Source organism: Pseudomonas sp. NPDC089406, assembly GCF_044900265.1.
Classification (GTDB): Bacteria; Pseudomonadota; Gammaproteobacteria; order Pseudomonadales; family Pseudomonadaceae; genus Aquipseudomonas; species Aquipseudomonas fakonensis.
The window spans coordinates 61,753-86,720 of the sequence record NZ_JBJDNC010000009.1 but is presented as its reverse complement, the minus strand read 5'-3'; the positions used below and the strand labels follow the sequence as shown (position 1 = coordinate 86,720).

23 protein-coding genes are annotated in these 24,968 nt (G+C 64.1%); 5 read left to right on the top strand and 18 right to left on the bottom strand.

Annotation, left to right across the window (positions count from 1 at the left end):
- Positions 1-121 precede the first annotated feature (121 nt).
- The 15 genes from ACI2KK_RS08835 to ACI2KK_RS08765 form a co-directional block, all read right to left on the bottom strand.
- Positions 122-1,939 carry an ABC transporter ATP-binding protein/permease gene (locus ACI2KK_RS08835; RefSeq protein WP_404668642.1) on the bottom strand — a complete coding sequence of 606 codons (1,818 nt, stop codon included), beginning with the start codon at positions 1,937-1,939 and terminating at the stop codon, positions 122-124.
- Between the two features lie 176 nt (positions 1,940-2,115).
- Positions 2,116-2,319, bottom strand: coding sequence for a formate dehydrogenase subunit delta (locus tag ACI2KK_RS08830; RefSeq protein WP_404668641.1), 204 nt, complete (start codon positions 2,317-2,319; stop codon positions 2,116-2,118).
- Entirely contained in the window at positions 2,316-5,204 is a 2,889-nt protein-coding gene (fdhF, locus tag ACI2KK_RS08825; RefSeq protein ID WP_404668640.1) for a formate dehydrogenase subunit alpha, read from the bottom strand. Before fdhF ends, ACI2KK_RS08830 begins: the two co-directional genes overlap by 4 nt.
- Positions 5,201-6,751 (bottom strand): formate dehydrogenase beta subunit, encoded by a 1,551-nt coding sequence (locus ACI2KK_RS08820; RefSeq protein WP_404668639.1) that lies wholly within the window; start codon positions 6,749-6,751, stop codon positions 5,201-5,203. The genes fdhF and ACI2KK_RS08820 overlap by 4 nt, the downstream gene beginning before the upstream one ends.
- On the bottom strand, positions 6,745-7,230 hold the full coding sequence (locus tag ACI2KK_RS08815; RefSeq protein ID WP_404668638.1) for a formate dehydrogenase subunit gamma: 486 nt from the start codon (positions 7,228-7,230) through the stop codon (positions 6,745-6,747). Before ACI2KK_RS08815 ends, ACI2KK_RS08820 begins: the two co-directional genes overlap by 7 nt.
- 521 nt (positions 7,231-7,751) lie before the next feature.
- Positions 7,752-8,585 (bottom strand): hypothetical protein, encoded by an 834-nt coding sequence (locus ACI2KK_RS08810; protein ID WP_404668637.1) that lies wholly within the window; start codon positions 8,583-8,585, stop codon positions 7,752-7,754.
- 61 nt (positions 8,586-8,646) lie between these two features.
- Entirely contained in the window at positions 8,647-10,476 is a 1,830-nt protein-coding gene (locus tag ACI2KK_RS08805; RefSeq protein ID WP_404668636.1) for a hypothetical protein, read from the bottom strand.
- A 12-nt stretch (positions 10,477-10,488) separates the two neighbouring features.
- On the bottom strand, positions 10,489-12,003 hold the full coding sequence (locus ACI2KK_RS08800; protein WP_404668635.1) for an OmpA family protein: 1,515 nt from the start codon (positions 12,001-12,003) through the stop codon (positions 10,489-10,491).
- Positions 12,004-12,353: 350 nt separating this feature from the next.
- Positions 12,354-13,013, bottom strand: coding sequence for a hypothetical protein (locus tag ACI2KK_RS08795; RefSeq protein WP_404668634.1), 660 nt, complete (start codon positions 13,011-13,013; stop codon positions 12,354-12,356).
- Positions 13,014-13,235: 222 nt separating this feature from the next.
- A complete protein-coding gene (locus ACI2KK_RS08790) occupies positions 13,236-14,393 on the bottom strand; it encodes a glutathionylspermidine synthase family protein (RefSeq protein WP_404668633.1) in 1,158 nt (385 codons plus the stop codon).
- A 2-nt stretch (positions 14,394-14,395) separates the two neighbouring features.
- Positions 14,396-15,103, bottom strand: coding sequence for a DUF1190 domain-containing protein (locus ACI2KK_RS08785; RefSeq protein ID WP_404668632.1), 708 nt, complete (start codon positions 15,101-15,103; stop codon positions 14,396-14,398).
- Between the two features lie 10 nt (positions 15,104-15,113).
- Complete coding sequence (locus ACI2KK_RS08780) at positions 15,114-15,539, bottom strand: DUF350 domain-containing protein (protein ID WP_404668631.1); 426 nt, start codon at positions 15,537-15,539, stop codon at positions 15,114-15,116.
- Between the two features lie 12 nt (positions 15,540-15,551).
- A complete protein-coding gene (locus ACI2KK_RS08775) occupies positions 15,552-16,151 on the bottom strand; it encodes a DUF2491 family protein (RefSeq protein ID WP_404668630.1) in 600 nt (199 codons plus the stop codon).
- Between the two features lie 76 nt (positions 16,152-16,227).
- Positions 16,228-16,860: a hypothetical protein gene (locus ACI2KK_RS08770; RefSeq protein WP_404668629.1), complete on the bottom strand. Its 633-nt coding sequence runs from the start codon at positions 16,858-16,860 to the stop codon at positions 16,228-16,230.
- 11 nt (positions 16,861-16,871) lie between these two features.
- The gene (locus ACI2KK_RS08765; protein ID WP_404668628.1) at positions 16,872-17,162 is read right to left on the bottom strand and encodes a hypothetical protein; all 291 of its coding nucleotides are present in this window, start codon (positions 17,160-17,162) and stop codon (positions 16,872-16,874) included.
- A gap of 257 nt (positions 17,163-17,419) precedes the next feature.
- Here ACI2KK_RS08765 and ACI2KK_RS08760 point away from each other — a divergent pair, with 257 nt between their 5' ends.
- Complete coding sequence (locus tag ACI2KK_RS08760) at positions 17,420-18,337, top strand: GNAT family N-acetyltransferase (protein ID WP_404668627.1); 918 nt, start codon at positions 17,420-17,422, stop codon at positions 18,335-18,337.
- A 145-nt stretch (positions 18,338-18,482) separates the two neighbouring features.
- On the opposite strand, the gene umuC is transcribed toward ACI2KK_RS08760, so the two are convergent.
- Complete coding sequence (umuC, locus tag ACI2KK_RS08755) at positions 18,483-19,766, bottom strand: translesion error-prone DNA polymerase V subunit UmuC (RefSeq protein WP_404668626.1); 1,284 nt, start codon at positions 19,764-19,766, stop codon at positions 18,483-18,485.
- Positions 19,750-20,181, bottom strand: coding sequence for a LexA family protein (locus ACI2KK_RS08750; RefSeq protein ID WP_404668625.1), 432 nt, complete (start codon positions 20,179-20,181; stop codon positions 19,750-19,752). Before ACI2KK_RS08750 ends, umuC begins: the two co-directional genes overlap by 17 nt.
- Before the next feature lie 228 nt (positions 20,182-20,409).
- On the opposite strand from ACI2KK_RS08750, the gene ACI2KK_RS08745 reads away from it, so the two are divergent.
- Together ACI2KK_RS08745 and ACI2KK_RS08740 are read left to right on the top strand one after the other, a co-directional pair.
- Positions 20,410-20,973, top strand: coding sequence for a hypothetical protein (locus tag ACI2KK_RS08745; RefSeq protein WP_404668624.1), 564 nt, complete (start codon positions 20,410-20,412; stop codon positions 20,971-20,973).
- A 134-nt stretch (positions 20,974-21,107) separates the two neighbouring features.
- Positions 21,108-21,812, top strand: coding sequence for an SOS response-associated peptidase family protein (locus tag ACI2KK_RS08740; RefSeq protein WP_404668623.1), 705 nt, complete (start codon positions 21,108-21,110; stop codon positions 21,810-21,812).
- 42 nt (positions 21,813-21,854) lie between these two features.
- On the opposite strand, the gene ACI2KK_RS08735 is transcribed toward ACI2KK_RS08740, so the two are convergent.
- Positions 21,855-22,334, bottom strand: coding sequence for a DUF3592 domain-containing protein (locus ACI2KK_RS08735; protein ID WP_404668622.1), 480 nt, complete (start codon positions 22,332-22,334; stop codon positions 21,855-21,857).
- Positions 22,335-22,722: 388 nt separating this feature from the next.
- Here ACI2KK_RS08735 and ACI2KK_RS08730 point away from each other — a divergent pair, with 388 nt between their 5' ends.
- Positions 22,723-22,965 carry a CopG family ribbon-helix-helix protein gene (locus ACI2KK_RS08730; RefSeq protein ID WP_404668703.1) on the top strand — a complete coding sequence of 81 codons (243 nt, stop codon included), beginning with the start codon at positions 22,723-22,725 and terminating at the stop codon, positions 22,963-22,965.
- Positions 22,966-23,243: 278 nt separating this feature from the next.
- Positions 23,244-24,941 (top strand): AIPR family protein, encoded by a 1,698-nt coding sequence (locus ACI2KK_RS08725; protein ID WP_404668621.1) that lies wholly within the window; start codon positions 23,244-23,246, stop codon positions 24,939-24,941.
- Positions 24,942-24,968: the final 27 nt, after the last annotated feature.

Sequence of the window (24,968 nt, the reverse complement as noted above, 5' to 3'; positions counted from 1 at the left end):
AAGCGCCGCGCGGGCGGCGCTCGATCTCACAGGCGCTGCAAGGTTTGTGGCGAGCACCTGGAGGCCCTGACGCGCGCCCCTTGAAAGGGATGGCTCCTACAGGGGAATGCAACCGCCCTGCCTACGCCAAAACCCCCTCAGCCGGCGCCTGCTCCAGCAACCTCCACCCACCCTGCCCGTCCACTTCCAGCCGGTGCGTATGGAACCCCGCCAAGGTGCTGCGGTGCCCCACGCTCACCAGCAAGGTGTGCGGCATCTCGCTGCGCAGCAACGCATACAGCGCATGCTCCAGCCCCTCGTCCATCGCCGAGGTGGACTCGTCGAGGAACACGATCTGCGGCTGGTTGAACAGCACCCGGGCAAAGGCCAGGCGTTGCTGCTCGCCCACCGACAAAATGCGCGACCAGTCGCGTTGCTCGCCCAGGCGTTCGGCAAGGTGGGCCAGGTTCACCTGGCGCAGGGCCTGCTGCATGCGCGCATCGTCTGCCGGCAGGCCGTCGGCCGGGTAGGCGATGGCGGTGCGCAGGTCACCCAGCGGCAGGTACGGCCGCTGCGAGAGGAACAGCGCCTGGTGCCCCAAGGGCCGGCTTACACTGCCGTCGGCGTGGGGCCAGAGCCCGGCCAGGGCGCGCAGCAAGGTGGTCTTGCCACTGCCCGAGGGTCCCTTGATCAGCAGTGCCTGGCCGCTGTGCAAATGCAGGTCGAGGCCGTCGATCAGCGCATGGCCGTCGGGGCGGCGTACTTGCAAGCCGTTGATGGCCAGCGCGCCGGGCAGTTCGTGGCTGTCCACCTGGGGCAGCGCGGCGGCCTGCTCGTTAGCGTCGAGGAAGCCGGTCAGACGGTCGAGGGTGGCGCGGTAACTGGCAAAGGTGTCGTAGGACTCACGGAAGAACGACAGCGAATCCTGCACCTGGCCAAAGGCCTGGGAGGTCTGCATCACATCCCCAAGCTTGATGGCGCCACTGAAGAAACGCGGCGCCTGCAGGATGAACGGGAACACCACCGCCACCTGGCTGATACCCAGGTTGAAACCGCTGAACTTGAGGTTTCGGTACACCAGGTCCCAGGCGTTGCCGATCAGCGCGAAGAAGCGCCCGAGCAAGGTCCCGCGCTCCACCTGTGCACCTTGGTAAAAGGCGATGTTCTCGGCGTTTTCGCGCAGGCGCATCAGTGCATAGCGGAAGTTCGCCGTGAGTTTTTCGTTGAGGAAATTCAGGCGGATCAGCGGCTGGCCAAGGCGGAACGCAATCCAGGTGGCGATCAGCACGTACACATACACGGCGAACACCATGGCCCGCGGCACCTCGATACCGGCCACCGCCAACGGCGCCGACAGGCCCCAGAGGATACCGGTGAAGGCCACCAGCGACACCAGCGCGCTGACTGCGCCCAAGGCCAGCGACACGGAGCCGGTGACGAAGGCGTTGATGTCCAGCTCGATGCGTTGGTCGGGGTTGTCCACCGGCTCTTCGAGGAACTGGCCACGGTAGTAGGCATCGCCGCGCATCCAGTCGGCGCTCAGGCGTTCGGTAAGCCATACGCGCCAGCGAATGTTGAAGGCCTGGGTTACGTAGAAGGTGAACAACGCCCGCAGTACATGGATGGTCGCCAGCACCGCGAACACCCCGAGCAGGTACCAGAACGCCGTTTGGTCCAGGCCCTGCAGGGCGCTGTAGAAGCCGTTGTACCAGAACGAGAACAACACGTTCAGGCGCACCGCGAACAGCGTCAGCACCAGCAGCAGGGCAAAGGCCAGCAGCGGGCGCCAGGTGCGGCGCAGGTTGAAATAGGGGCCGGCCAGTTGCCAGAACTGCCGGCCCCAGCGGGTGTGGCGCACGGCCAGCCAGGCCGCGAGGGTGAAGCAGACGAAAGTGATGCCTGTGGCGATTGCCAGCCAGCTCAGGCTCTCTTGCAGGGCCTGGTGCCAGTTCATGTCCATGGTGCGGTGTCCGAAGCGGGGTTTTCGCGAGGTTAGCACCGGTGGGTGAAAAGCCCTGCGTAAATGACGGACATTTCATTTACCTGAGGCAGCCCTATCGCCGGCAAGCCGGCTCCTACAGGGCATGCAATCTCCTGTAGGAGCCGGCTGCCGGCGATAGGGCCGGGCAGGCAAAGCTAGGCCAACGCCTCCTTCACCTTGTCATCCACACCCTCCCCCGCATGCCCCTCGATCCACGCCCCCAGCTGTTGGCGCATGGCCGGGGTCCAGAAGCTCTGCAGGTGCTGGCGTACCCCCTGCACCGCCTTGGCCCGGTCGGGCTCGCTGTCAAAATAATGGGCGATCTGGTTGGCCATCTTCACCAGGTTGTCGCTGCTCATCGGCGCACCTCTGCCTTTTCCTGGCCTTCGGCCTGGCGCCGCTGCTCAAGCAGGCGGCGCTGTTGGTCACTGAAGCGCTGGTAGCGCTTTTGCCATTCCGACGGCTGGAACACCTTCACCACCTCCACCGCGGTGACCTTGTATTCCGGGCAGTTGGTGGCCCAGTCGGAGTTGTCGGTGGTGATCACGTTGGCGCCCGACTCGGGGAAGTGGAAGGTGGTGTACACCACCCCCGGCGCCACCCGGCTGCTGACCCGTGCGCGCAGCACGCTCTGCCCCGAGCGGCTGCCCACGCCCACCCAGTCGCCGTCCTGGATACCGCGGCTTTCGGCGTCGCTTGGGTGGATTTCCAGGCGGTCCTCGTCGTGCCAGGCCACGTTGTGGGTGCGCCGGGTCTGGGCGCCGACGTTGTACTGGCTGAGGATGCGCCCGGTGGTCAGCAGCAGCGGGTAGCGGCCGTTGACCTTCTCGTCGGTGGGCACGTAGCCGGTGAGCATGAAGCGCCCCTTGCCGCGCACGAACTGGTCGATGTGCATGGTCGGCGTACCGTCGGGGGCGGCGTCGTTGCACGGCCATTGCAGGCTGCCACGGCGGTCGATCTCGGCGTAGCTGACGCGGTGGAAGCTCGGCGTCAGGCGGGCGATCTCGTCCATGACCTGCGACGGGTGGCGGTAGTTCATCGGGTAACCCAGGGCGTTGGCCAGGGCCACGGTGGCTTCCCAGTCGGCCTTGCCGGCCAGCGGTTCCATCACCTTGCGCACCCGCGAGATACGCCGCTCGGCGTTGGTGAAGGTGCCGTCCTTTTCAAGGAACGAGCTGCCCGGCAGGAACACATGGGCGAACTTGGCGGTTTCGTTGAGGAAGATGTCCTGCACCACCACGCATTCCATGGCCAGCAGGGCGGCGGTGACGTGCTGGGTGTTGGGGTCGCTCTGGGCGATATCCTCACCCTGGCAGTACAGCGCCTTGAAACTGCCGTCCAGCGCCGCCTCGAACATGTTGGGGATGCGCAGCCCCGGTTCGGGTTGCAGGGTCACGCCCCAGGCCTGCTCGAACTCGCTGCGCACGCCTTCGTTGGAGATGTGCCGGTAGCCGGGCAACTCGTGGGGGAACGAGCCCATGTCGCAGGAGCCCTGCACGTTGTTCTGCCCGCGCAGCGGGTTCACCCCTACCCCTTCGCGGCCGATGTTGCCGGTGGCCATGGCCAGGTTGGCGATGCCCATCACCGCCGTGCTGCCCTGGCTGTGCTCGGTCACGCCCAGGCCGTAGTAGATCGCCGCGTTGCCGCCGGTGGCGTACAGCCTGGCGGCGGCGCGGATGTGCTCGGCGGGCACGCCGCACAGCGGGCCCAGCACTTCGGGGGCGTTGTCGGGCTGGACGACGAAGTTGCGCCAGCGGGCGAAGTCTTCGGTTTCGCAGCGCGCGTCGATGAAGCCCTGGGCCAGCAGGCCCTCGCTGACGATCACGTGGGCCAGGGCGTTGAGCATGGCCACGTTGGTACCCGGGCGCAGTTGCAGGTGCAGCTCGGCGCGGGCGTGGGGCGAGTCGACCAGGTCGATGCGCCGCGGGTCGATGACGATCAGCCGCGCGCCCTGGCGCAGGCGGCGCTTGAGCTGCGAGCCGAACACCGGGTGCGCGTCGGTGGGGTTGGCGCCGATCACCAGCACCACGTCGGCCTGCATCACCGAATCGAAGCTCTGGGTGCCGGCCGACTCGCCAAGGGTCTGCTTGAGGCCGTAGCCGGTGGGCGAATGGCAGACCCGCGCGCAGGTGTCGACGTTGTTGTTGCCGAACGCGGTGCGCACCAGCTTCTGCACCAGGTAGGCCTCTTCGTTGGTGCAGCGGCTGGAGGTGATGCCGCCGATGGAATCGCGCCCGTACTTGAACTGGATGCGCCGCAACTCGCTGGCCGCATAATTGACCGCCTCGTCCCAGCTGACTTCCTGCCACGGGTCTTCGAGGCGCTTGCGGATCATCGGCTTGGTGATGCGGTCGGGGTGGGTGGCGTAGCCCCAGGCAAAACGCCCCTTGACGCAGGCATGGCCGTGGTTGGCGCCGCCCTGCTTGTCGGGGACCATGCGCACCAGCTGGTCGCCTTTCATTTCGGCACGGAACGAGCAACCCACGCCGCAATAGGCGCAGGTGGTGATGACGGCGCGCTCGGGCTGGCCCAACTGCACCAGGCTTTTTTCGCTGAGGGTGGCGGTCGGGCAGGCCTGCACGCAGGCACCGCACGACACGCACTCGGAGGCCAGGAAGTTGTCACCGCCGGCCGCCGCCACCCGCGACTCGAAGCCACGCCCGCTGATGGTCAGGGCGAAGGTGCCCTGGATGTCCTCGCAGGCGCGCACGCAGCGGCTGCAGACGATGCACTTGCTGGGCTCGTAGTCGAAGTACGGGTTGGAGGTATCCTTTTGCTCGGCCAGGTGGTTGGCGCCGTCATAGCCGTAGCGCACCTCGCGCAGGCCCACCTGGCCGGCGACGGTCTGCAGCTCGCAGTTGCCGTTGGCCGAGCAGGTCAGGCAGTCCAGCGGGTGGTCGGAGATGTACAGCTCCATCACGTTGCGCCGCAGGTCGGCCAGGCGCGGGGTTTGCGTGCGCACCACCATGCCCTCGCCCACCGGCGTGGTACACGAGGCCGGGTAGCCGCGCATGCCGTCGATCTCGACCATGCACATGCGGCACGAGCCGAAGGCTTCGAGGCTGTCGGTGGCGCACAGCTTGGGGATGCTGGTGCCGAGCAGGGCTGCCGCGCGCATCACCGAGGTGCCGGCCGGCACGCTGATGGCGCGGCCGTCGATGACCAGGCTGACCTGCACGTCGCTGAGCCGTTCGGGGGTGCCCAGGTCGATATCGCTGCTGCCGGGGTCGAAGTAGTTGATCATTGCGCAGCCTCCGCAGGGGCCAGGCCGAAGTCGGCGGGGAAGTGCTTGAGGGCGCTGGCCACCGGGTAGGCGGTCATCCCGCCCATGGCACACAGCGAGCCGTACTGCAGGGTGTCGCACAGGTCGCGCAGCAGGCCGGCCTGGCTTTCGCGATAAGCGGGGTCGGTGCTGGCGATCAGCTTGTCGACCACCTCCACGCCGCGGGTCGAGCCGATGCGGCACGGGGTGCATTTGCCGCAACTTTCCTCGGCGCAGAACTGCAGGGCGAAACGCGCCATGCCGGCCATGTTCAGCGTATCGTCGGCCAGCACCACACCCCCGTGGCCGAGCATCGCGCCCAGGGCGGCGAAGGCCTCGTAATCCAGCGGGGTGTCGAACTGCGCCGGCGGCACCCAGGCGCCCAGCGGGCCGCCGACCTGCGCCGCCTTGATCGGCCGGCCGCTGGCAGTGCCGCCGCCGTAGCCTTCGACCAGCTCACGCAGGGTCAGGCCGAAGGCACGCTCCACCAGCCCACCATGGCGCACGTTGCCGGCCAGCTGGAACGGCAACGTGCCCAGAGAGCGGCCCATGCCATAGTTGCAATAGAACGCCGCGCCCTTGGCCAGGATGATCGGCACCGAAGCCAGGGTGAGCACGTTGTGCACCAGCGTCGGTTGCCCGAACAGCCCTTGCAGCGCCGGCAGCGGCGGCTTGGCCCGCACGATCCCGCGCTTGCCTTCGAGCGATTCGAGCAGCGCGGTTTCTTCACCGCAAATGTAGGCGCCGGCGCCCACCCGCACCTCCAGGTGGAAGGCCAGGCCGTTACCGGCCACATCCAGGTAGCCGGCCTCGCGGGCCAGCAGGATCGCTTCGTTGAGCGTGCGGATGGCGCCCGGGTACTCCGAGCGCACGTAGATGTAGCCGTGGCTGGCGCCCACGGCCAGGCCGGCGATGATCATGCCCTCGATCAGCAGGAACGGGTCGCCCTCCATCAGCATGCGGTCGGCAAAGGTGCCGGAGTCGCCTTCGTCGGCGTTGCACACCACGTACTTTCGCCCAGCCTTGGCTTCACGCACCGTGCGCCACTTGATGCCCGCCGGAAACGCCGCCCCGCCACGCCCGCGCAGGCCGGAGTCGAGCACGGCGGCGACCACCTCGTCGCCGTCCAGCAGCGCGGCCTGGCGCAGGCCCTCGAAGCCGCCGTGGGCATGGTAGTCGTCCAGCGACAACGGCCGGGTGATGCCAGCGCGGGCGAACAGCAGGCGCTGCTGGGTTTTCAGGTAGGGGATGGCTTCGACCGGGCCCAGCGCCAGCGGGTGCTGGCGGGTGCCTTGCAGGGCATCGAGCAGGCCCGGCACATCATCGACCATCAGCGGGCCAAAGCCCAGGCGACCGTCGGCAGTTTCGAGCTCGACCAGCGGCTCCAGCCAGTACAGGCCTCGGGAGCTGGTGCGCTGGATGCGCAGCGGCAGTTGCCGGCGCTCGGCCTCGCGGGCCAACGCCTCGGCCACCTGGTCAGCGCCGACCGCGCGAGCCAGTGAATCGCAGGGGATGCACAGGTTCAGCATGCCTTCACCTCCTCACGGCAGCTTTCCACCAGCGCGCGCAGGCGCTCGGGGGTCAGCCGTGCGTGCAGTTGGCCGTCCAGCTCCAGGGCCGGCGAGCAGGCGCAGGCGCCCAGGCAGTACACCGGGCGCAGGCTCAGCGCGCCGTCGGCGCTGGTACCGTGGTCGCCCAGCCCCAGCTGCTCGCGCAGTTGCGCGGCCAGGGCTTCGGCACCGCGGCTCTGGCAGGACTCGGCGCGGCACAGGCGCAGGGTGTGGCGCGCCGGCGGCGTGGTACGGAAGTCGTGGTAGAAGCTGATCACCCCGCGCACTTCGGCAAGGCTCAGGTTGAGCGCATGGGCGATTTCGCCGACGGCGATATCGGGGATGTAGCCGGCACCGGCCTGGATGGCGTGGAGAATCGGCAACAGCGCGCCGGGGGTGGCCTTTTCGCGGGCCAGGACGCGCTGGATCAGGGGCAGGTGGTGCGAATCATCAGGCATACAGCAGACCTCGGCAGCCCGGGCCAGCCCGGGTGGCGGGCCGGTGTCCGGCGGTGTTCAGCTGCGGTGCGCCGCCCCGGTCACGGTGGCGTGGTGACGGGCACCCTCCTTGCCGGCGGCCGGGCGTCTGGGTGCGCGCGGTCTGCAGGCATCCAAACAGCATGGCAGGTCTTTGCCGGGTTGGTAGTGCGTGGCGACAAGGTGCTACATGAAGCGGCCATGATGCCGGGGTGGATAGGAGTCTCAGGCCTGCACTGCACCTGTAGGAGCCGGCTTGCCGGCGATAGGGCCGGTGCAGGCAGCGCACGCCAGCAGCCCCCACCGCCAAGGTTCAGACCTCGCACATTCCTGTGGGAGCAACTGTCTTGTGCTGCCTGTTCCGGCCCTATCGCCGGCAAGCCGGCTCCTACAGGTACGTCACTGATCTGAAGCTCATGCAATCCCTGCGGGAGCGGGCTTGCCCGCGAAGCAGTCGTCGCGGGCCAAGCCGGCGTTCGCAGGGCCAGCGACGCCCCCGCCCGTCACTCCACCGCGGTGGTCAGCTCCGGGTTGCCAAAGCCCTGCAAGGTGGCGTTGGACTTCTCGAAGTACGCCCGCCAGAAGGCTTCGAGGTTCTGGATCATCTTGCCGCTGCGGTAGCCGTTCTTGGCCGTGGTCGGCACGAACGCCGCCCCGAGCACATACACCCGCGCCCCGGCCAGGTCGGCCAGCAGGTTTTGCTTCTGTACCTTGGCCAGTTCCACACCCGGCTCGATCGGGCGTATGCCGTTGGCCTGGTAGAAACTGCCGAAGTCGCTGTACTCGAGCATGTCCGACATCACCAGGATGACGTGCTGGTCGACCTTCTCGGCCTTTTGCAGGTCTTCGCCGACCGCCTTCAGGCTGTAGAGGATTTCACTGCGCGGAATGTCCGAACTGGAGGTGCCCATTACGCTGGCGAACGCTTTGCCGAAACGCTGGTACAGCAACGTCGACTGGCCTTTGAGGCAGTTGTCGAATTTGCGCGCCGACATCATCGGCACGTCGCCCAGCACCGCTTCGTCGAGAGGCTTCTCCAGCTCGGCGGCGTACTGCAGGCGGGTGTAGTGCCCGTCCAGGTAGGCGCTGAAGGAATACAGGCGCAGTTTGTCACCCGGCTGCAGGAAGCGCTTGATGTGCCCCCAGGCGGTGCGTTGCAGGTCGCGGGTCAAGGGGGTGGTCTGGTCGACCATTACCGTCAGCATGCGCCCGGAAGGCGCGCTGCGAAACGCCTCGACCCGGGCCTGGGCGTAGCAGCTCGGCAAATCGTTGCGTTCGGCCGCCAGCAGGGCACCGGGCGCAAGCATCAGGGCAAGCAGCAGGCGCTTGAGTTTCATCGTACCTCCATCATCGATATGGCCACCCGGGGCCTACCGCCCCGGGTGGCGCCGGGCCGCGTCAGGCAGGCTGGCCAGGTTTGTCCAGCATTTGCAGGCGGCGGGCACGCTTGAGGTTGTCCAGCTCGGCCCCCAGGCGCTGGGCGACATACGCCAGGTCGTCCTCGTGGAACTCGGTCAGGTCACCATACTGATGGGGGTCGAAGCCCGCTGTGGCAGGCGCCGGCGCCGCAGGCGCAACGGGCACGACAGGTGCCGGTGCCACTGCTGGCTCGGGGGCCGCGGCGGGCGCCACGGTCACCACCACCGGCGCGGCCACGCTGACCGCCACGGCGGGCTGGCCGGTGCTGGCGCTGAAAGTGGTCACCAGGGCATTGAAGTGATCCCGGTAACGTTGCAACTGCGGGTCGTTCATCTGGGCGATGCGTGGCTGCGCGACGCGGATGATTTCCTCGATGCGTGCGTTGTCGTTGGTCTCGATGGCCGCTGTAAGGTCCTTGATAACCTTGCTGATGTAGGCTTCCACCACCTTGTGGCTGTCGCGCGCCAGGTTGCCGGCGGCTGCCTTCTGCTGGCGGAACGCCCGGCGGGTTTGCTGCTCGTCGACGAACACGCTGAAGGTGCGCTTGATGGTGTCCTTGCGCAGTTGTTCGCGGTCGGTGCCGTTGACCCGGAACGCATTCAGTTGCAGCGCCTGCAGCTTGCCCAGCGAACCTTGCGCGTCGGTGGCCACATCACGGGCCTTGGCTTCGTGGTAACGCACGAACTCACTGGCACTGGAGAACTTGCGCACCATTTCCCAGGCGACACGCGAATGGGTGCCGGCAAAGCCGAAGCGGTACGCCAGGAAGGTACTGGTGAGCTGAATGAAAATGAACAGGCCGCTGAGCACGGCGAAGGTCACCAGCGAAGCGCGGTGCAGCGCATCGATCTGGTCCTGGGCCGACTTGCCGCTGGCCTCGTTGGCAATGGCCTGCATGTCGCTGGGCACCGGGAAGCTGTCATCGTCGCCGGCCGGGAAGTCATCCGCCGCCTGCGCTACCGCTGGCGGGTGGGCGATCAGCTCCGCTTCCTGGGCGTTGAGGGTTTCGGTACGCACCCAGAAGGCCGCGATCGCAAGGCCTGCGATGAACACGCCGTAGGCAACCACCAGGCCAAAGCGCTTGGCCGGTTTTTCACCGTTCTTGGGCAGCTTCACGCGGTTGAGCATCTGCTGGTAGTGCGGCCGCTTGTCATCGACGTGGGTGTTGTCGATGGTCACAAGGTCAGTGCGCATCATGTCGCCGTCGGCCCCGGAGGCACGCAGGGTCTCGTAGCCGAGAATCTTCGCCACCACCGTGTTGAGGTACAACTGGCGGCCGGCGAACTCGGAGAGGAACACGCCGATGATCGAAATCACCAGGCCGATGGCGAAGGCACCGGCAATGGCGGTGTTCGGCGTGGCCAGGGTCAGGGCGAACGGCGCCAGGGCAAAGCCGAAGGCACTGGCCTCGATCATCATCAGCACGATGATCAACAGCCACAGGCCAAAGCCTTTTTCGTGGCGGTTGTCTTCGTCGATCTTGCCCAGGTAGTCCTGGCAGCGGCGGAAGTTCTCCTCCGACGGCTGGTGATTGAGGTAGTAGGTTTCGTAGAGGCTGCACAGCTGCGCCTCGGAGTCATGGAAACCGACGGCATTCGGGCACTCGGCGCTGGGTTCTTCGCGCGAGCCTGGGTGCTTGACCCAATGGGCGACGCGGCCTAGCCAAGGCAGGCTGATACGCAGCTTCATCAGCCAATAACGCACCTCGTACCAGTGCGTGATGATCGGGATCGCCAGGAAAGCGGTCACCGCGATGGGCAGCACGATGTGCCAGTAAAGTAGGGAGAACGTGCGGATGGCGTCTAGCATAAGTGGGTCCTGTTAGCGCACAAGCTTGGGCTTGAACTGGGCGACGTAGGCGTTGTTCTGTTTGGGGTAGTAGATTTCCCCGGCGACGGCGGAGCCGGCACGTTTGTCGAAGACGATGTCCATGCAACTGACTGGCGTACGTTTCTGGTCCAGGGCGAACACCCGGTAGAGGATCTGGGTTTCACCCTCGTAGCTGTTGGCCACCGAGGTGTACACGGGGCTTTGCTTGCGTGAGCCGCTGGCGGCGTTGGCGATGAACTGCATCTTCGGCGCCACGGCCACCTGGGCGTTATCACGCAGGATGCCCACCGGCCCCACGGTCGCCACATGGCCGTTGACCTTGCTGCCCCACACCTGGCCGTTGAGGCCGGGGAAGAAGTCATTGGTGCTGTAGTCTTTCAGCGTTGCCCCGGTGGCAAGGTTCTTCACCTCGCCCTCGACCCGTGGCAGGTCGCCCACGCACGAGGTGACCGGCGCGCTGGCGTAAGCCGGGCTGATGATCGAGAAGGTCGAACTCTTCGGCGTGATGGCAGAAGCCAAGGTCGACTGGGTGCTGGTGACAGGCGTGCCGCCAAAGTCGATACCGCCCTTGCCATCGAGCTGCACGATGACCGCTGCGGCAGGCTGCTCTGGCAGCGTCGGGGCCTTGTCGTCATTGACCGGCGCAGGCTTGTCGGTTTTTTGCGCGACCTGTGCCTTGTTGCCTGGCGCCTGGGCTTTTACCTTCGGCTGCGCCGCCGTACCGTGGGCCAGGTACTTGGCATTGCTGCGCTCATCGTTGACCCGCTTGGCCAGCACCTGCTCGTTGTCGACCTCGACAAACTCGACGCGGCGGTTCTGCGCACGGCCGGCCTCGCTGGTGTTGTCGGCCAGCGGGCGGGAAGCACCGGCGCCCTGGTAGTAGATGTCCTGCCTGGCGATACCGGCGCTGGCAAGAATGTCGCCGACCGCCCGCGCACGCTGCTCGGACAGGCGCTGGTTCAGCTCGGCGCCGCCGGTGGAGTCGGTATGGCCGACCACCAGGACTTTCTTGGTGGCCTGGCCGGGTTGCGCCTTGCCACGGTTGCTGGCGAACTCCTGAGCCAGCGCGCTCAGCTTGCGCCGGCCATCGTCGGTCAGGCTGGCGGAGCCGGACGGGAACATTTCCTGCAACTGCACCTGCGCTTCCAGGCCAACGGTGGCCTTCTTGCCGCTGCTGGCGTCGACCGCCTCGATTTCCCGCACCTGCGCCTGCAGCCCTTGCGCGCTGGCAACCGCCTTGAGCCGGTCAACCCGCTGCTTGTAGGCATAACCTGCAACACAGCCCACAGCGCCGCCCGCCACGGAACCTGCGGCGATCTGTTTCGAACTGCCGCCCGCTGCCGCCACTATGACCCCGCCAAGCACGGCACCGGCGAGCGCGCCTGCACCACAGGCGAAACCATCGGAATTGTCACCTAACGTCTTGTCGATGGTGGCGCAACCACTCAATCCGAGCGCGACTGCTGCGGCCAGCGCAGTAGGCCGCATGAAGCTGGAGCCGAACATTTCCCTTCCTCTTCACTGCCCGCTGGCGCGGGCTACTTTCAGCGTCTGTTGCGGATACTGGCCGCCCGGGGCCCGGCAGCATCCTGTTAGCCACCCGGCGGCAAGGCCCGGTGGCGTGGGGTGATTGGAAAACGCATGCGCAGACCAGGAGCGAGCCTGCGAGCAGGCTCGTCCGGGGGGTATGGAGGGAGTGGTGACAGGGACTCCGTTCCCGCAATTTCGCGGCTTTTCCTGGTAACTCGTGGCACTGGGCCACTAGTTACTATGAAAGTGCCACTATTACAAGATTTGTCCGTGAAATGATTGGCTTAAAGCGCTGCCAGCACATCGCTGGCAAGCCTGCGGCCGGGTCAGAAGGCTTCCTTGCTGGCCTTGACCTGTGCGGCGTTGGCCTTGCTGTCGAGCTTGGGATAGCCGAAACGCACCATCACGGTGGAGTCGTCTTCATCGGCCAGCACGTTCATCTCGGCCACCCGCAGGTCGTCGGGCGCGATCATCATCAGCTGGACGACGTCTTCGGGCTTGTTCTTTGGCAGCTCGAACTTTTCGAGGAAGGTGGCCGAATAGGTGCCACTCTCCACCGCCTTGCCCTGGAAGGCCGCGAGCTTGCGGGCCATTTCCTCGCGATTTTTGGCTGTACGGGCCAGCTTGACCAGGTCCAGTTGCTTCTTGCCGCTGGTGAAAATGGTCATGAGGAAGTTTTCGTTCAACGCCAGGACCACTTTCTCTACCATGCCATCGGTCTCTGGCGCATACAGGGTCACCATGCGCAGTTTGCCTTTGTTGAAGATCAAGGCCTCGCTGAACGCCTCACCCAGAAAGCTCACGCCGTCCCGGCACAAGGCTGGCTTGCCGATAAAGTCACTGCAGTCTTCATAGCCTTTGGCTTTGGTGTAGGTGCTTTTGGGCGAATCGTAGGCGTAGTCCTTGAACAGCATGGGTTGCGCCTGAACCGTGGCGCTTGCCGCCATGGCCAGCATCAAACCTGCACTTGCGAACTTCCTGAACATCCTTGCACTCCTTGGTTGGCCATCATGGGCGATGATAGCCACATGCTACCAGCGGATGAAGTAAAGGTCAGGGGCGATTGCCTGCAGGATTGCGCAGAGCCTGAACCAGGTGCTGTACCTGTAGGAGCCGGCTTGCCGGCGATGGGGGCTGGCCTGCACGGCACGGTGTCGGGGGTTATGGCCCTATCGCCGGCAAGCCGGCTCCTACAGGGGGAGGTGCGCTCAGTCCAAGACTACGTGGGGCACGAAGCGCGAGCTGTCCTTGGTGATCAAGGTGTCGTCTTCGCGGATGCCGATGCCCGAGGCCTTGCCGCCGATCACCCAGGAGCCGACCAGGGTGTAGCTGTCGCCGAACCTGGGTAGCGGCGCCAGCGCCTGCAAGATGTAAGGCGCATCGGTGTACGGGCCGTCTTCGAACTCCCGCTGGCCGTCGAGGGTGCGCAGGTCGACATTGGCGCCCTCGCGGGAGAAGTACGGCTTGCGCACCCAGCCCTTGGGTACCGGGCGTTGCGGGTCGCTGTCCAGATGCGCCGGCAGCAGGTTCGGGTGGCCCTCGTGCCATTCCCACAGCAACGGCAGCAGGCCCTTGTTGGACACCAGCGCCTTCCACGCCGGCTCCACGAACTGCGTACCGCTGCCGGCGATGGCCGCACCGAATGCTTCATGGAAGATGTGCTCCCAGGCATGCAGCTTGAACAGCCGCCGGATCGGCTGGCCGTCGAGGTCGACGAAACGGCCCTCGGCGCTCAGGCCGATGTCTTCCAGGTCGATGTGCCGGGTGCCGATGCCGGCATGCTCGGCCATGCGCCGCAAAAAGTCGGTGGTGCCGCGGTCTTCCACCGAGCCACTGATGGTCGAGAAGTGGAACAGCCCTTCCCCACCCATGGCCTGGAACGCCTGCACCAGGTCCTCGGCGATGCTGTTGAACTGGCTGGCATGGGGTGCCAGCACGCCGCGCCGCACCTGCTCGTCGAGCCAGATCAGCTGGAACGCGGCCGCCTCGTACAACGAGGTGGGGGTGTCGTAGTTGGCCTCGATCAGCTTGGCCGGGCCGAGGCCTGCGTAGCTGAAATCGAAACGGCCGTACAGATGCGCCTCGTCGGCCTGCCACGACTGGCGCACCAGGTCGAAGTAGGCCGGCGGGATGGCCAGGCGGGCCATCAGCGCCTCGCTGTCGACGATGCGTGCCACTGCGTCCAGGCACAGGGCGTGCAGCTCTTGCGTGGGCGCCTCCAGGTCAGCGGTGACCTGGGCCTCGCTGAACTGGTAGTAGCCGCGCTCGTCCCAGTAGCGCTCGCCGTCGATGGTATGGAAGGCAAAGCCTTCGCGCTCGGCGGTGGCACGCCATCCGGGGCGTTCGTCGCAGTCGACCTTGCGCATGCTCAGCCCCCGAAGAAGCTGCCGGAGCGCCCGCCCCAGCCGCTGCGGGCAGTGGCCTGGCTGCCAAAACCACCGCGCGAGATGCTGGACGATACCGCGCTACGCGACGGTTCACGGCCACTGCCGCCCCAACTGCCACCGCCGCCACCACTGGACGAACTGCTGCTCTGCTGCTCCTGCTGCGGGTCGCGTTGAATGGCGAAGCGCTGGCTAAGCGGGCCCCGGCGAAAGCCCTGGTTACCGGCGCGGTAGTTGTAGAGCGGCTGCGAACGGTAGTGGCGATCACTCGGCAGCACCTGGCTCAGCAACATGCCGGCCAGCACGCCGGTGGCCATACTGCCGCTGAGGTTGCCCTGGCCGTTGTTGGCCTTGGCCAGCTGCGACTCGGTCACCTCGCCTGAGGTTTCCAGCTCGAAGCCGCTCATGTGCGGCCGGTAATAGCCGGCTTTGAGCGTGCAACCGCCGGTACTGAACTCGGCCTCGCATTCGCTCAGCGAGGCAAAGAGCGGCTCGCTGTGCAGGTAATCGGCGTACGCCTGCTTGTAGGCTTGCTCGCAATCCTTCTGCGGCACCTGGTCGGCCACACAAGCAGCCAGATCACTGTAGTTGACCCGCTGGGTGACGGTGTAGGTGGGCTCGCTGGGGCCGCAGGCACTCAGTGCCAGCGGCAGGGAGCTGGCCAGCACCAGCTTGACCGGGCTTTTTCTCATGGCGGGCTCCTTACACCGACGGCGTCATGCAGGCCGAATTGAGAAAGCCCACGCTGATCGCCACGCTGGCGGCGTAGATGGCTGCCGCCAGCTCACCACGGGCGATACGCGTCGACAGGCCCTTGAGCACCAGGCTGGTGAGGCCGAAGGCGACCAGTTGCACCACGGCGGCAATCACCACCCAGGCCACCACGTCCACCAGGCTGACGCTGTAGGCGATGATGTTGCTGGCCGGCAGCGAAAAACCGATCAGCGAGCCGCCCAGGGCGATGGCGGCGGCCGGGTTGTTTTCGCGAATCAGGGCGAACTCGCGGTGTGGCGTAATACGGGTGTAGATGAACTGGAACAGCCAGAACAGCAGCAATGCCACGCTGATGTAGGCGATGAAGCCGGTAACGGCGGGGGCATTGAGCGACAGGCGCAGTGCGTCGAGCATGAAAGATCCTTGTCAGGTTACGTCGAAGTCCGTGGGGTGCAGGGTGACGCCCAGCGAGGTGCTGAGGCTGGTGTGGCCTTGGGCGTCTTCCTCCAGCGACAGCAGAAGGAATTCGCGCCGCCCTGGCAGGCCGGTATCGCGGGCGTAGAGCATCGCCAGATGGCGGATGCGGTAGCTCGCCTCGGGGCTGCCGACCTGTTCGCTGAACGGGACCAGTTCGGCCTGGCCCTGCCCGCTGCCCCACTGGCGCGAATACAGGTAGCCGTCGTGCTCGTACATCGGCAGGCCGACCTTCGAGCCCGGGCCCAGCAACTGCTGCACCTGCGTCTGGCCTTGCAGCGGCAGGACGCTGTGGTAGCCGAACAGGATGGTGTCGCCGGTACTTGAACCGTTCATCACCACCTGCAGCCAGTAGTCTTCGTCATCCAGGTAGAAGCGCAGCAGGCGCACGCCATCGCCCAGGTCGACTTCACCCACCGCCCACACTTGTTCGGCGCCGGGGACCACCAGTTGCGAGTAGCCATCGAGGGTGCTGGCCAGGTAGCTGGCCGGCGTGAAGGTGCGCCCGCTTTGCAGGCCGAACGGCGCGCGGGGGCTGTGTGGATGCGACATTGAAACTCCCTGGGGTCGCGCGGGGCCTTGCGAGGGGCGACAAGATAGCCGGTTTTGCCAGTTGCGCCAATGCGCTCTAGCCCGCCACTCGCGCCAGCCTTTGCAGCGCACCGATCACCTGCGGGTCGCGGGCTTCGAGCACATCAGCCTGAATGCGCGCGATCACCGCCTTGAGCAGCTCGGTCTGGCTCATGTGGGTTTGCTGCAGCAGGGCCAGAAAGTCCTCGGCCATGTGCGGGTTGACCTTCATCGACAAGCGCCGGGTGGCGCTGGACGCCGGCAGGCCACGCTCGCGCTGTTGTGCCTCCAGGGCCTGGACGAAGGCTTCGTGGGCCGGCTGCAGCGCTTGGCCCTGTTGGGCCTGCACCAGCCACTGGAAGTAGTGCGCCAGGAACAGCTTGCGCAAGTGTGCGCCGGCTTCGCTGGTGACCGCCTGCATGGCCGCGTCCAGCACGTCGAGGTACACAGCCGGCAGCCGCGCCTCGATGGACTTGAGCTGTTGCTTGCGCGCCTCGCGAATGGCCGGGGTGGACTGCGGCGGGATGGCCACCACCTGGTCGCAGCCGTCGCACACCCCCACCAGGATGCCCCGGGCCAGGCCCTGGCCGTCGCTGAACGGCACGTCGCGGCGGGTGAAGTGCATGGCCACCAGTGCCTGGCAGTGTTCGCACAGGGCCTGGCCGGTATCGCCTTCGAAAAAGATCTTCATGATCGGGTTACTCACAGGTGAACGCTGATGAACCACGTTTGCGGTTCGATGAAAAAGAACTTGATGTACCAGTTGCAGCGGCGCAGCACGTGCACCTCGATGCCAGGTACGGCGTGGTGGGGGCTGTTGCTGTAGTGGCGGCCCTGGCAGGCGTGGATCACGTCGATCACCTCGTCTGCGCTGACAGCGCCCATGGCGAGCAGGTTCTTCACTGCGATATCGCCCCGCGACACATGCAGGTACGCCCCTGATTCGAGTGCGGCAAGTACCGCGCTTCTGGCTGCCTTGAAACCCTTTGGCATGGTTCATCCTTGATTTACGAAGATCATCGTACGGAATTCTTGTTGAGTCCACCCATCCCGGCGACCCAGCCGATGAGCGGCGTTTTGCTGAAGCACTGCCCGCAAATGACTATGGCCTGCCAGGCTGAATGGCGGCGGGTAGCTGTGTAACAAGCGCTTGCGCGGTTTTGCCCGATGTTTCCGGTACCGCCTGCGAATTGACATACTTGCCAAAAGCAAGCATATAATTGCCAAAAGCAAATATTTGGATACCTGCGATGACCTCCCCCCTCGATGACCGTGCCGAAGCCGTGCGCCGCTTCAACCGCTTCTATACGCAACAGGTCGGCGCCCTCAACGAGCACCTGCTGCACAGCGCGTTCTCCCTTACCGAAAGCCGGGTGCTCTACGAGTTGAGCGCCGCCACCGGCGTCACCCTCGCCGGTTTGTGCCAGGCGCTTGGGCTGGACGCGGGCTACCTGAGCCGAATGGTGTCGGCCTTTGAAAAGAACGGCCTGATCACCAAGGCACGCTCGGACAGCGATGGCCGTGTCACCCACCTGCAGCTCAGCGCTGCGGGCCGTAGCGTGGTGGCGTCACTGGAACTGGCGGCCCGCGAAGAAGTGGCGCAGATGCTGGAAAAACTGCCCGAAGGCCAACAGGCGCAACTGGTGCAGGCCATGCAACAGGTGCAGGCGTTGCTGGGCCAGCGCACCACCGACTACTTGCTGCGCGCCCCGCGCCCGGGCGACATGGGCCTGGTGGTGCAGCAACAGGCCGAGCTGTATGCCCGCGAATATGGCTGGAATAGCGAGTTCGAAGCCCTGGTGGCGCAGATCGTGTCGCAGTACCTGCGCGACTACGACCCGGCGTCCGACCACTGCTGGATCGCGGAAAAAAACGGCAAGGCCATCGGCTCGGTGTTCGTCGTGCGTCACGACGCAACCACGGCCAAGTTGCGCATGCTGTACGTGGACGCCAGCGCCAGGGGCCTGGGCATCGGCAACCGGTTGATCGACGAGGCGCTGCGCTTTGCCCGCCAGGCCGGGTATGCGCAGATGATCCTGTGGACCACCAGCGTGCTGACCGATGCCCGGCGGCTTTACCAAAAGGCCGGGTTCGAGTTGGTGGAAGAGGAGCCGGTGCACAGCTTTGGCAAGGACCTGGTCAGCCAGACCTGGGCGCTGCGGTTGTGACGCTTGGGGCTGCGCACGGTCTGCCTACCCCTGACACTCACGCTGTTAACCCCTTTTTTCACTGTTAATCAGGCCGGTTTACAGTGAAAAAACGGATTAACAAAGCCGGGACGTGCTGAACCTGCAAGGAGCTGCAAAAGGCCGCTTAACCCGCGCACACCCGCCACAGTTGCTCGACCCGCGTGGTATAGGCCTGGCTCATCATCTCCCGGCGCATCCCCCACTCGGGCGCCAGCGGCACACTGCCGGCCCGTAACGCCCCCCGGCCATAGCGGCCATTGACCTCATCCAGCACCGCCATCAACCGCCCTGCCCCCGCCGCTTGCGCGGCGTTGAACAGGTCGCCGGTGAACTCACCCGGCCGGCACAACTCGAGCAACAGCACCTCGGCCTTGCTGTAGCGAAACCCGGGCCGGTAAAGCCGCCCCAGCGCTTCGGTAGCCGCCCCGGTAAGCAGCCGGGTGTCGTTGCTCGGGTATGGCAGCTGCACCAGCGCACCCTGGGCATGCTGCGCCTCGTCAGGGTTGAACAGCCCGGTGCGGATGCTCACCCGCAGGCGCCGGCATAGCGAGCCCTGGGCGCGCAGTTTTTCCGCCGCACGGGCGGTGTAGGTGGCCACCGCCTGGCGGATCGGCGCCAGCTCGGTGAGGCGCTCGCCGAACATGCGGCTGCAGCAGATTTCCTGGCGCGGCGGCTCGGCTTCGTCCAGCTCCAGGCAGGCAATGCCGTTGAGCTCGCGGGCGGTCTTTTCCACCACCACGCTGAACTTGTCGCGCAGCAGCCGCGCATCGGCCCTGGCCAGGTCCATCGCCGTGCGAATGCCCAGTTCGGCCAGGTGTGCGGTCAGGCGCTTGCCGATGCCCCACACTTCACTGACCCCGGTGTTACGCAGCACCCAGTCGCGCTTGAACGGCTCGCAAATGTCCACCACCCCGCCGGTGTGCGCCTGCAGGCGCTTGGCAGTGTGGTTGGCCAGCTTGGCCAGGGTTTTGGTGCGGGCGATGCCCACCCCCACCGGGATGCCGGTGCAGCGCAGCACACGGGCGCGCACCTCGCGGCCGAAGGCAGTGAGGTCGCCGGGGATGCCGCGCAGGTCGGCGAAGCACTCGTCGATGGAATACACCTCGCAGGCCGGCACCATCGACTCGATCAGGGCCATCACCCGCTGGCTCATGTCGCCGTACAGCGCGTAGTTGGACGAGAACGCCAGCACCCCGTGGCGGCGCAGCTTGTCGCGGATCTGGAAGTACGGCTCGCCCATGCGCGCATAGGCCTTGGCCTCGGCGCTGCGGGCGATGACGCAGCCGTCGTTGTTGCTCAGCACCACGATGGGCGTGCGCGCAAGGTCGGGCCGGAACACCCGCTCGCAGCTGGCGTAGAAGCTGTTGCAGTCGATCAGCGCGAACACCGGCTCAGGCACTGGCGGCATGGCTGCGCACGCTGAAGGTGACCACGCCCCAGATCGACAGCTCGTCGCCCTCGAGGATGTAGCGCGGCGGAAAACGCGGGTTCTCGGAGCACAGCACCACCTGGCTGCCCGCCCGCTGCAGGCGCTTGCACAGCGGCTCGCCGTTGACTGCGGCAATGACGATATGCCCGTGGCGCGCCTCGAGGGCGCGGTCGACGATCACCAGGTCGCCATCGAAAATACCCGCGCCCTGCATGCTGTCACCGTCGATGCGCACCAGGTACATGTGCGGCGCGCGCAGGTTCAACAGCTCGTCCAGTGAGAGGGCTTGCTCCAGGTGGTCCGCCGCCGGCGACGGAAAGCCCGCCGGCACGCGGAACGCATAACGCGCAAGCGTGGCCTGCCCGCAGGCGAGCGGGCCGAGGATGGAGGTCATGGGGTGGCCTTGAAGGTTAACTGTATGCGTATACAGTTAATGGCGAATCGGCCGCCCGGTCAATTTCGGCGTAGGAAATTTCGACAGATGGAGCCCGGCGCGCTCCCTGTAGGAGCGGGCTTGCCCGCGATCACCGGCAAAGCCGGTGCCATCCCCCCAGGGCCTGTATTTACCTCAAAACCTGAGTTACCGTGCCCGCCCCTTTTCCGGCCCACCAAAGGACTGCCCGTGCCCGAAAATACCTATGCCCCGCCCCTGCCCGACCTGGCCACCACCCCCGAAGCAGCAGCCCAACCCCCGTTCTACGTGGTATCCCGAGGCAAGTTCTTCACCCTCTACATCCTCTCCCTCGGCCTGTACCAGCTGTACTGGGCCTACAAGAACTGGAAGCAGGTAGAACGCAGCACCGGCGAAAAACTGTGGCCGGTAGCCCGGGCGTTTTTCGCCCTGTTCTTCACCCACGCCCTGTACCGCGTGGCCGACAACCGGCTCAAGCGCGATGGCAGCGACTTCCAATGGCGCCCCGGCACCCTGGCCACGCTGTTCGTGGTCGGCATGCTGATCAGCAACCTGACCGACGTTCTGTCGCGCCACAATATCGGCTTCCCCATCGCCGATATCGCCAGCCTGGGCATGCTGCCAGTCACCGCCTGGATCACCTGGCTGGGCCAGCGCGGCCTGAACGCCGCCGCCGGCGACCCCCAGGGCCGCAGCAACGCGCGGTTCAGCGTGCTCAACTATGTGTTCATGGCGGTCGCGGCGCTGCTGCTGGTGCTTATCTGCTCGGCATGACCCTGTTGCAGGCGTGACCTCCTGCGCCCGTTCGCAGCCAGCGGCACCGGCCTGCCGCCGCCGTCTATCCTGAGCAGACCCAGGTACGGCGCGCAGCAAGGTGCCGGCCGGTTTCGCCACCCAGGAGGCACCCCATGTGCGGACGCTTCGCCCAGTACCAGGGCCTGGCCGACTACCTGCGCGAACTGCAGGCCGAACAGGACGTGGTCAGCGGCTACGACAACGCCCCCATCGCCCGCTACAACGTCGCCCCCGGCAGCCGGGTATTGATACTGCACAACGCCGCCGACGGCCTGCGCATCGACCCCTGCCACTGGGGCTGGGCGCCCTTCTGGGCCACCGGCAAGCGCCCGCCGCCGATCAACGCCCGGGTCGAGACCGTGACCACCGGCAAGTTCTTCAAGGCGCTGTGGCCCCAGGGCCGGGCGCTGGTGATGGCTGATGGTTGGTATGAATGGGTGGCCGACCCGCAGGAGCCCAAGCGTAAGCAGGCGTACTTCATTCGCCTGAAAAGCCGCGCGCCGATGTTCATGGCGGCGCTGGCCGAGGTACGGCCGGGGCTTGCGCCCAACGAGGGGGACGGGTTTGTGATCATCACCGCAGCGAGTGATGGGGGGATGGTGGATATTCATGACCGGCGGCCGCTGGTGCTCGCGGCGGAGCAGGCTCGGCGGTGGATTGACCCGGATTTGACTGGGGCTGAGGCGCAGCAAGTCGCTGAAGAGCAGGGTTTGCCGGTGGAGGCGTTTGAGTGGTTTGCGGTGGGGCGGGAGGTGGGGAATGTGAGGAATGAGGGGGCGGAGTTGATATTGCCGCTGCCGGTTACGACAGCGGAGTGAGCGAGTGCCCTCGAACGGCGGGCAATCATCGATGCCGATTGATCAATAGAACGCCCGCTCCTGCTTCATTGTCTGCAGGCGGGTAAGCGTTCTGAACGAAATGGCCAAGCACAACAACGTCAGCACGATGCCGCCAACCAACATGATGAAATCGGCGCGATAGCCCGGTACTTTCTGGCTCAGGCCGTGTTTTTGCGGGAACCAGCCTGAATACGAAACAGCAAGTTCCTGCCCGACCTCGTAGACCTGCCCGCCATAACCGTCGTTGAAGAATGTATTGGTGTAGGCCTGACCGCTGCGGTCGGTGTACTGGTAATGGATGATCTTGGCCTGGTCGCTGAGGGTAGGCTCTACTTCAATCACCTTGGCGTTGGTTTGCTGGTGGTCCAGTTGAAGTGCAGCGTAGGTCGAGCCTTGGCCCCAGGCAATCATTGCCAGAAGCATCAAGGCACAGCAGGCGATGGTGAGCCAGACTACCCGGGTGTACAGGTGGTCCCGCTCGGCTTCGCGTGGCTGGAACATTGGGTGATCCTCCTTGGATCGCGGGTCATCAGGGGGAAGTGGGTACTGGAGATGGCGTCTATCCGTGCCGGGCGAGTGATCGATAGAGCACGCCACGGGCACCTTAACCTGATGCGGACAACGCCCACGGCTGCTTGCGAAGGTCGCGAGGCTATAACCCTCGACCAGTGATGTCAATGTGGCACTACACCAGCAACCATTACGTGATTTGTCAGCCGTTTAATTTGGGGGCTCCACAGCTTACGCGTGACAAGACGCATGCTCCCATGCCACCCGAGGCTATATGCCCCACGCCAGCAAGCTCCGGATGTATCGCGCGACGACCTGCCGCTTTCCAATGCGGCCTGGCGGTGTAACGTACCCTTCACCACCCATCGCCGAGGTTGCCATGGCCGGTATATCGCTAAAGCTTCCGGAAGACCTGTCCAATTCGCTTGCCGATCTCGCCAAGAGCAACGGTCAGAGCGCGAGCTACCTGGCTGTGGACGTTCTTCGTGATTACATCGAGCACGAAAAAAGCCTGACCGTACAGATAGAACAAGCGCTCAAGGAAGCTGACGAAGGCAAACTCGCAAGCGATGAACAAGTTGCGGCAATGCGAGCGCGGCGCTGGGGCAGCGGTGCGGGTTGAGCACAAATCGCCGCAACCTCCTGCCCTACGCCCTTAGCCGTCCCGGCTTCAGCGGTGCGCCGCTGATGGATTGGGCATACCTTCAATAAACCCCCTATAAAACGTGGCTTATAAGCCAACAGATTTCTCCTTGTACCTTTTTTGTACCAACTAGCCTCTACAAATTTCCCCTTCCGCTTCACCCGTCTATTCACTCCAGTCGTCATCCATGGTATCAATGTGCCACCGCAAAGCCCGTAGTCGACACACAATGGCTCGCCTCGCACAAGGGAATGAGAATGCATCTTGTCACGAAATCCTATTTCGATACTTTCTGCAAAGATTTTGGAGCACCATTCGATGAGTCCAAAAACTTTGAAGCTTTTGTAAACTACTGTGCTTTTGCCAGATACACCGGCGACAGCATTGAAGTCAGCGATCTCGTCTATGAAGGTGCCGACCCGGGTATTGACGGAGCTCTACTATTCCTAGATGACCGCGCCGTTTTCACACCTGAGGAATTAGAAGAAATCTTTCAAAGCTCTAGGCGTGAGTACACCGTCACAATTGTTTTCACTCAAGCAAAGCGCTCCACCACTTGGTCAAAACAAGAGATTGACTCATTCGTTGCAGCAATCGTAGATTTTCTATCGGAAACCCCAGCTCAACCGCACAGCCCTTATCTCGCCGAATTTAAGACCATGTTCCAAAAAATATTTGAGAATATCGGTCGAATTCGCGGTGGCCTACCAGATATTCACGCGTATTTCTTTAGTGCAGCTCCTGATACTGAGGCTGTCGAAATCAATGCCGCATTTCAAGTCGGCGAAGCTGCCCTCAAAAAAATGGGCTATTCAAATGAAACCCGACTAATCATGGCGCATCGTGAAATTATTCACGAGTATTGGTTAGCAGCTGACGGCCCCATGGAAGCCAAGCTTGCCACTATAGGCTATGCCCCATTCCCCGCCGCTCCAAATATTAACAACGCTTATGTTGCAACCGTTACCGCTCGCAGTTTTATAGATGCTATTTTGAAGGACCATACTGGTTCTCCACGAAAGAAACTCTTTGAGGAAAACGTACGAGACTTTTTAGGCGTCGACGTGGATGTTAACTCGGAAATTGCAGAAACCCTGAGTGACACCGACAAGAAACCTCGCTTCGGCTTGATGAACAATGGAGTAACAATTGTTGCATCCAGCGTGCGTCCCGCCGGACAGGAGATCTATATTCGAGATTTCCAAATTGTGAATGGCTGCCAAACCTCAAACATCCTGATATCACTTGATGACAAAGTCGATAACTCAGTAAGCCTCATGATCAAATTAATTGAGGCGGACGAACCAGCGATCATAGACGACATAGTCCGGGCAACTAACCGCCAATCAAAAGTCGAAGACGCCCAGTTCATTTCAACTCTTACCGCCCTCAGAAAGCTCGAGCAGTATTTCAACGCCCGCGGCGCCACAGAACCCAACCGAATTTACTTCGAGCGTCGCAAAGGTCAATATAAATCTGAAAACGTAGTCCCTGTCCGTATTTTTGATGTCCGCGAAACTGCCCGTTGCTATTCTGCTATGGTAATGATGCGACCGGACTATTCTAGCCGCTACCCAAACCGGCTTACCGGCGACTTACTCAATGAAGTTTTTGCACCTGGGGCGCACGAGGACGATTATTACACAGCTTGTTACTGCCAGTACCGATTAAAAATCCTCACCTCCAACAAAAAATTTGATGGAAAATACTCAAAGCTAAGGTGGCACATCCTGACCGCCGCATCTAAATACTGCGGACTTAAATACAAAGATTTCGGGTGCAAATCAAAGAATGAGGCGCTATACAATTTATTCTCAACAAACGACACTATCTGGTTCGAGCGCCTCGACACCCTTATCAAAGCAGTACTTCCAAACCCAGACATTTCGAGAGACTTGCTAAAATCGCCGCCTCTTACAAACACTGTCCTGTCTAACGTAGATACGTTGAAGTAACAATCTACGCGCTTTAGAGGGCGTTCA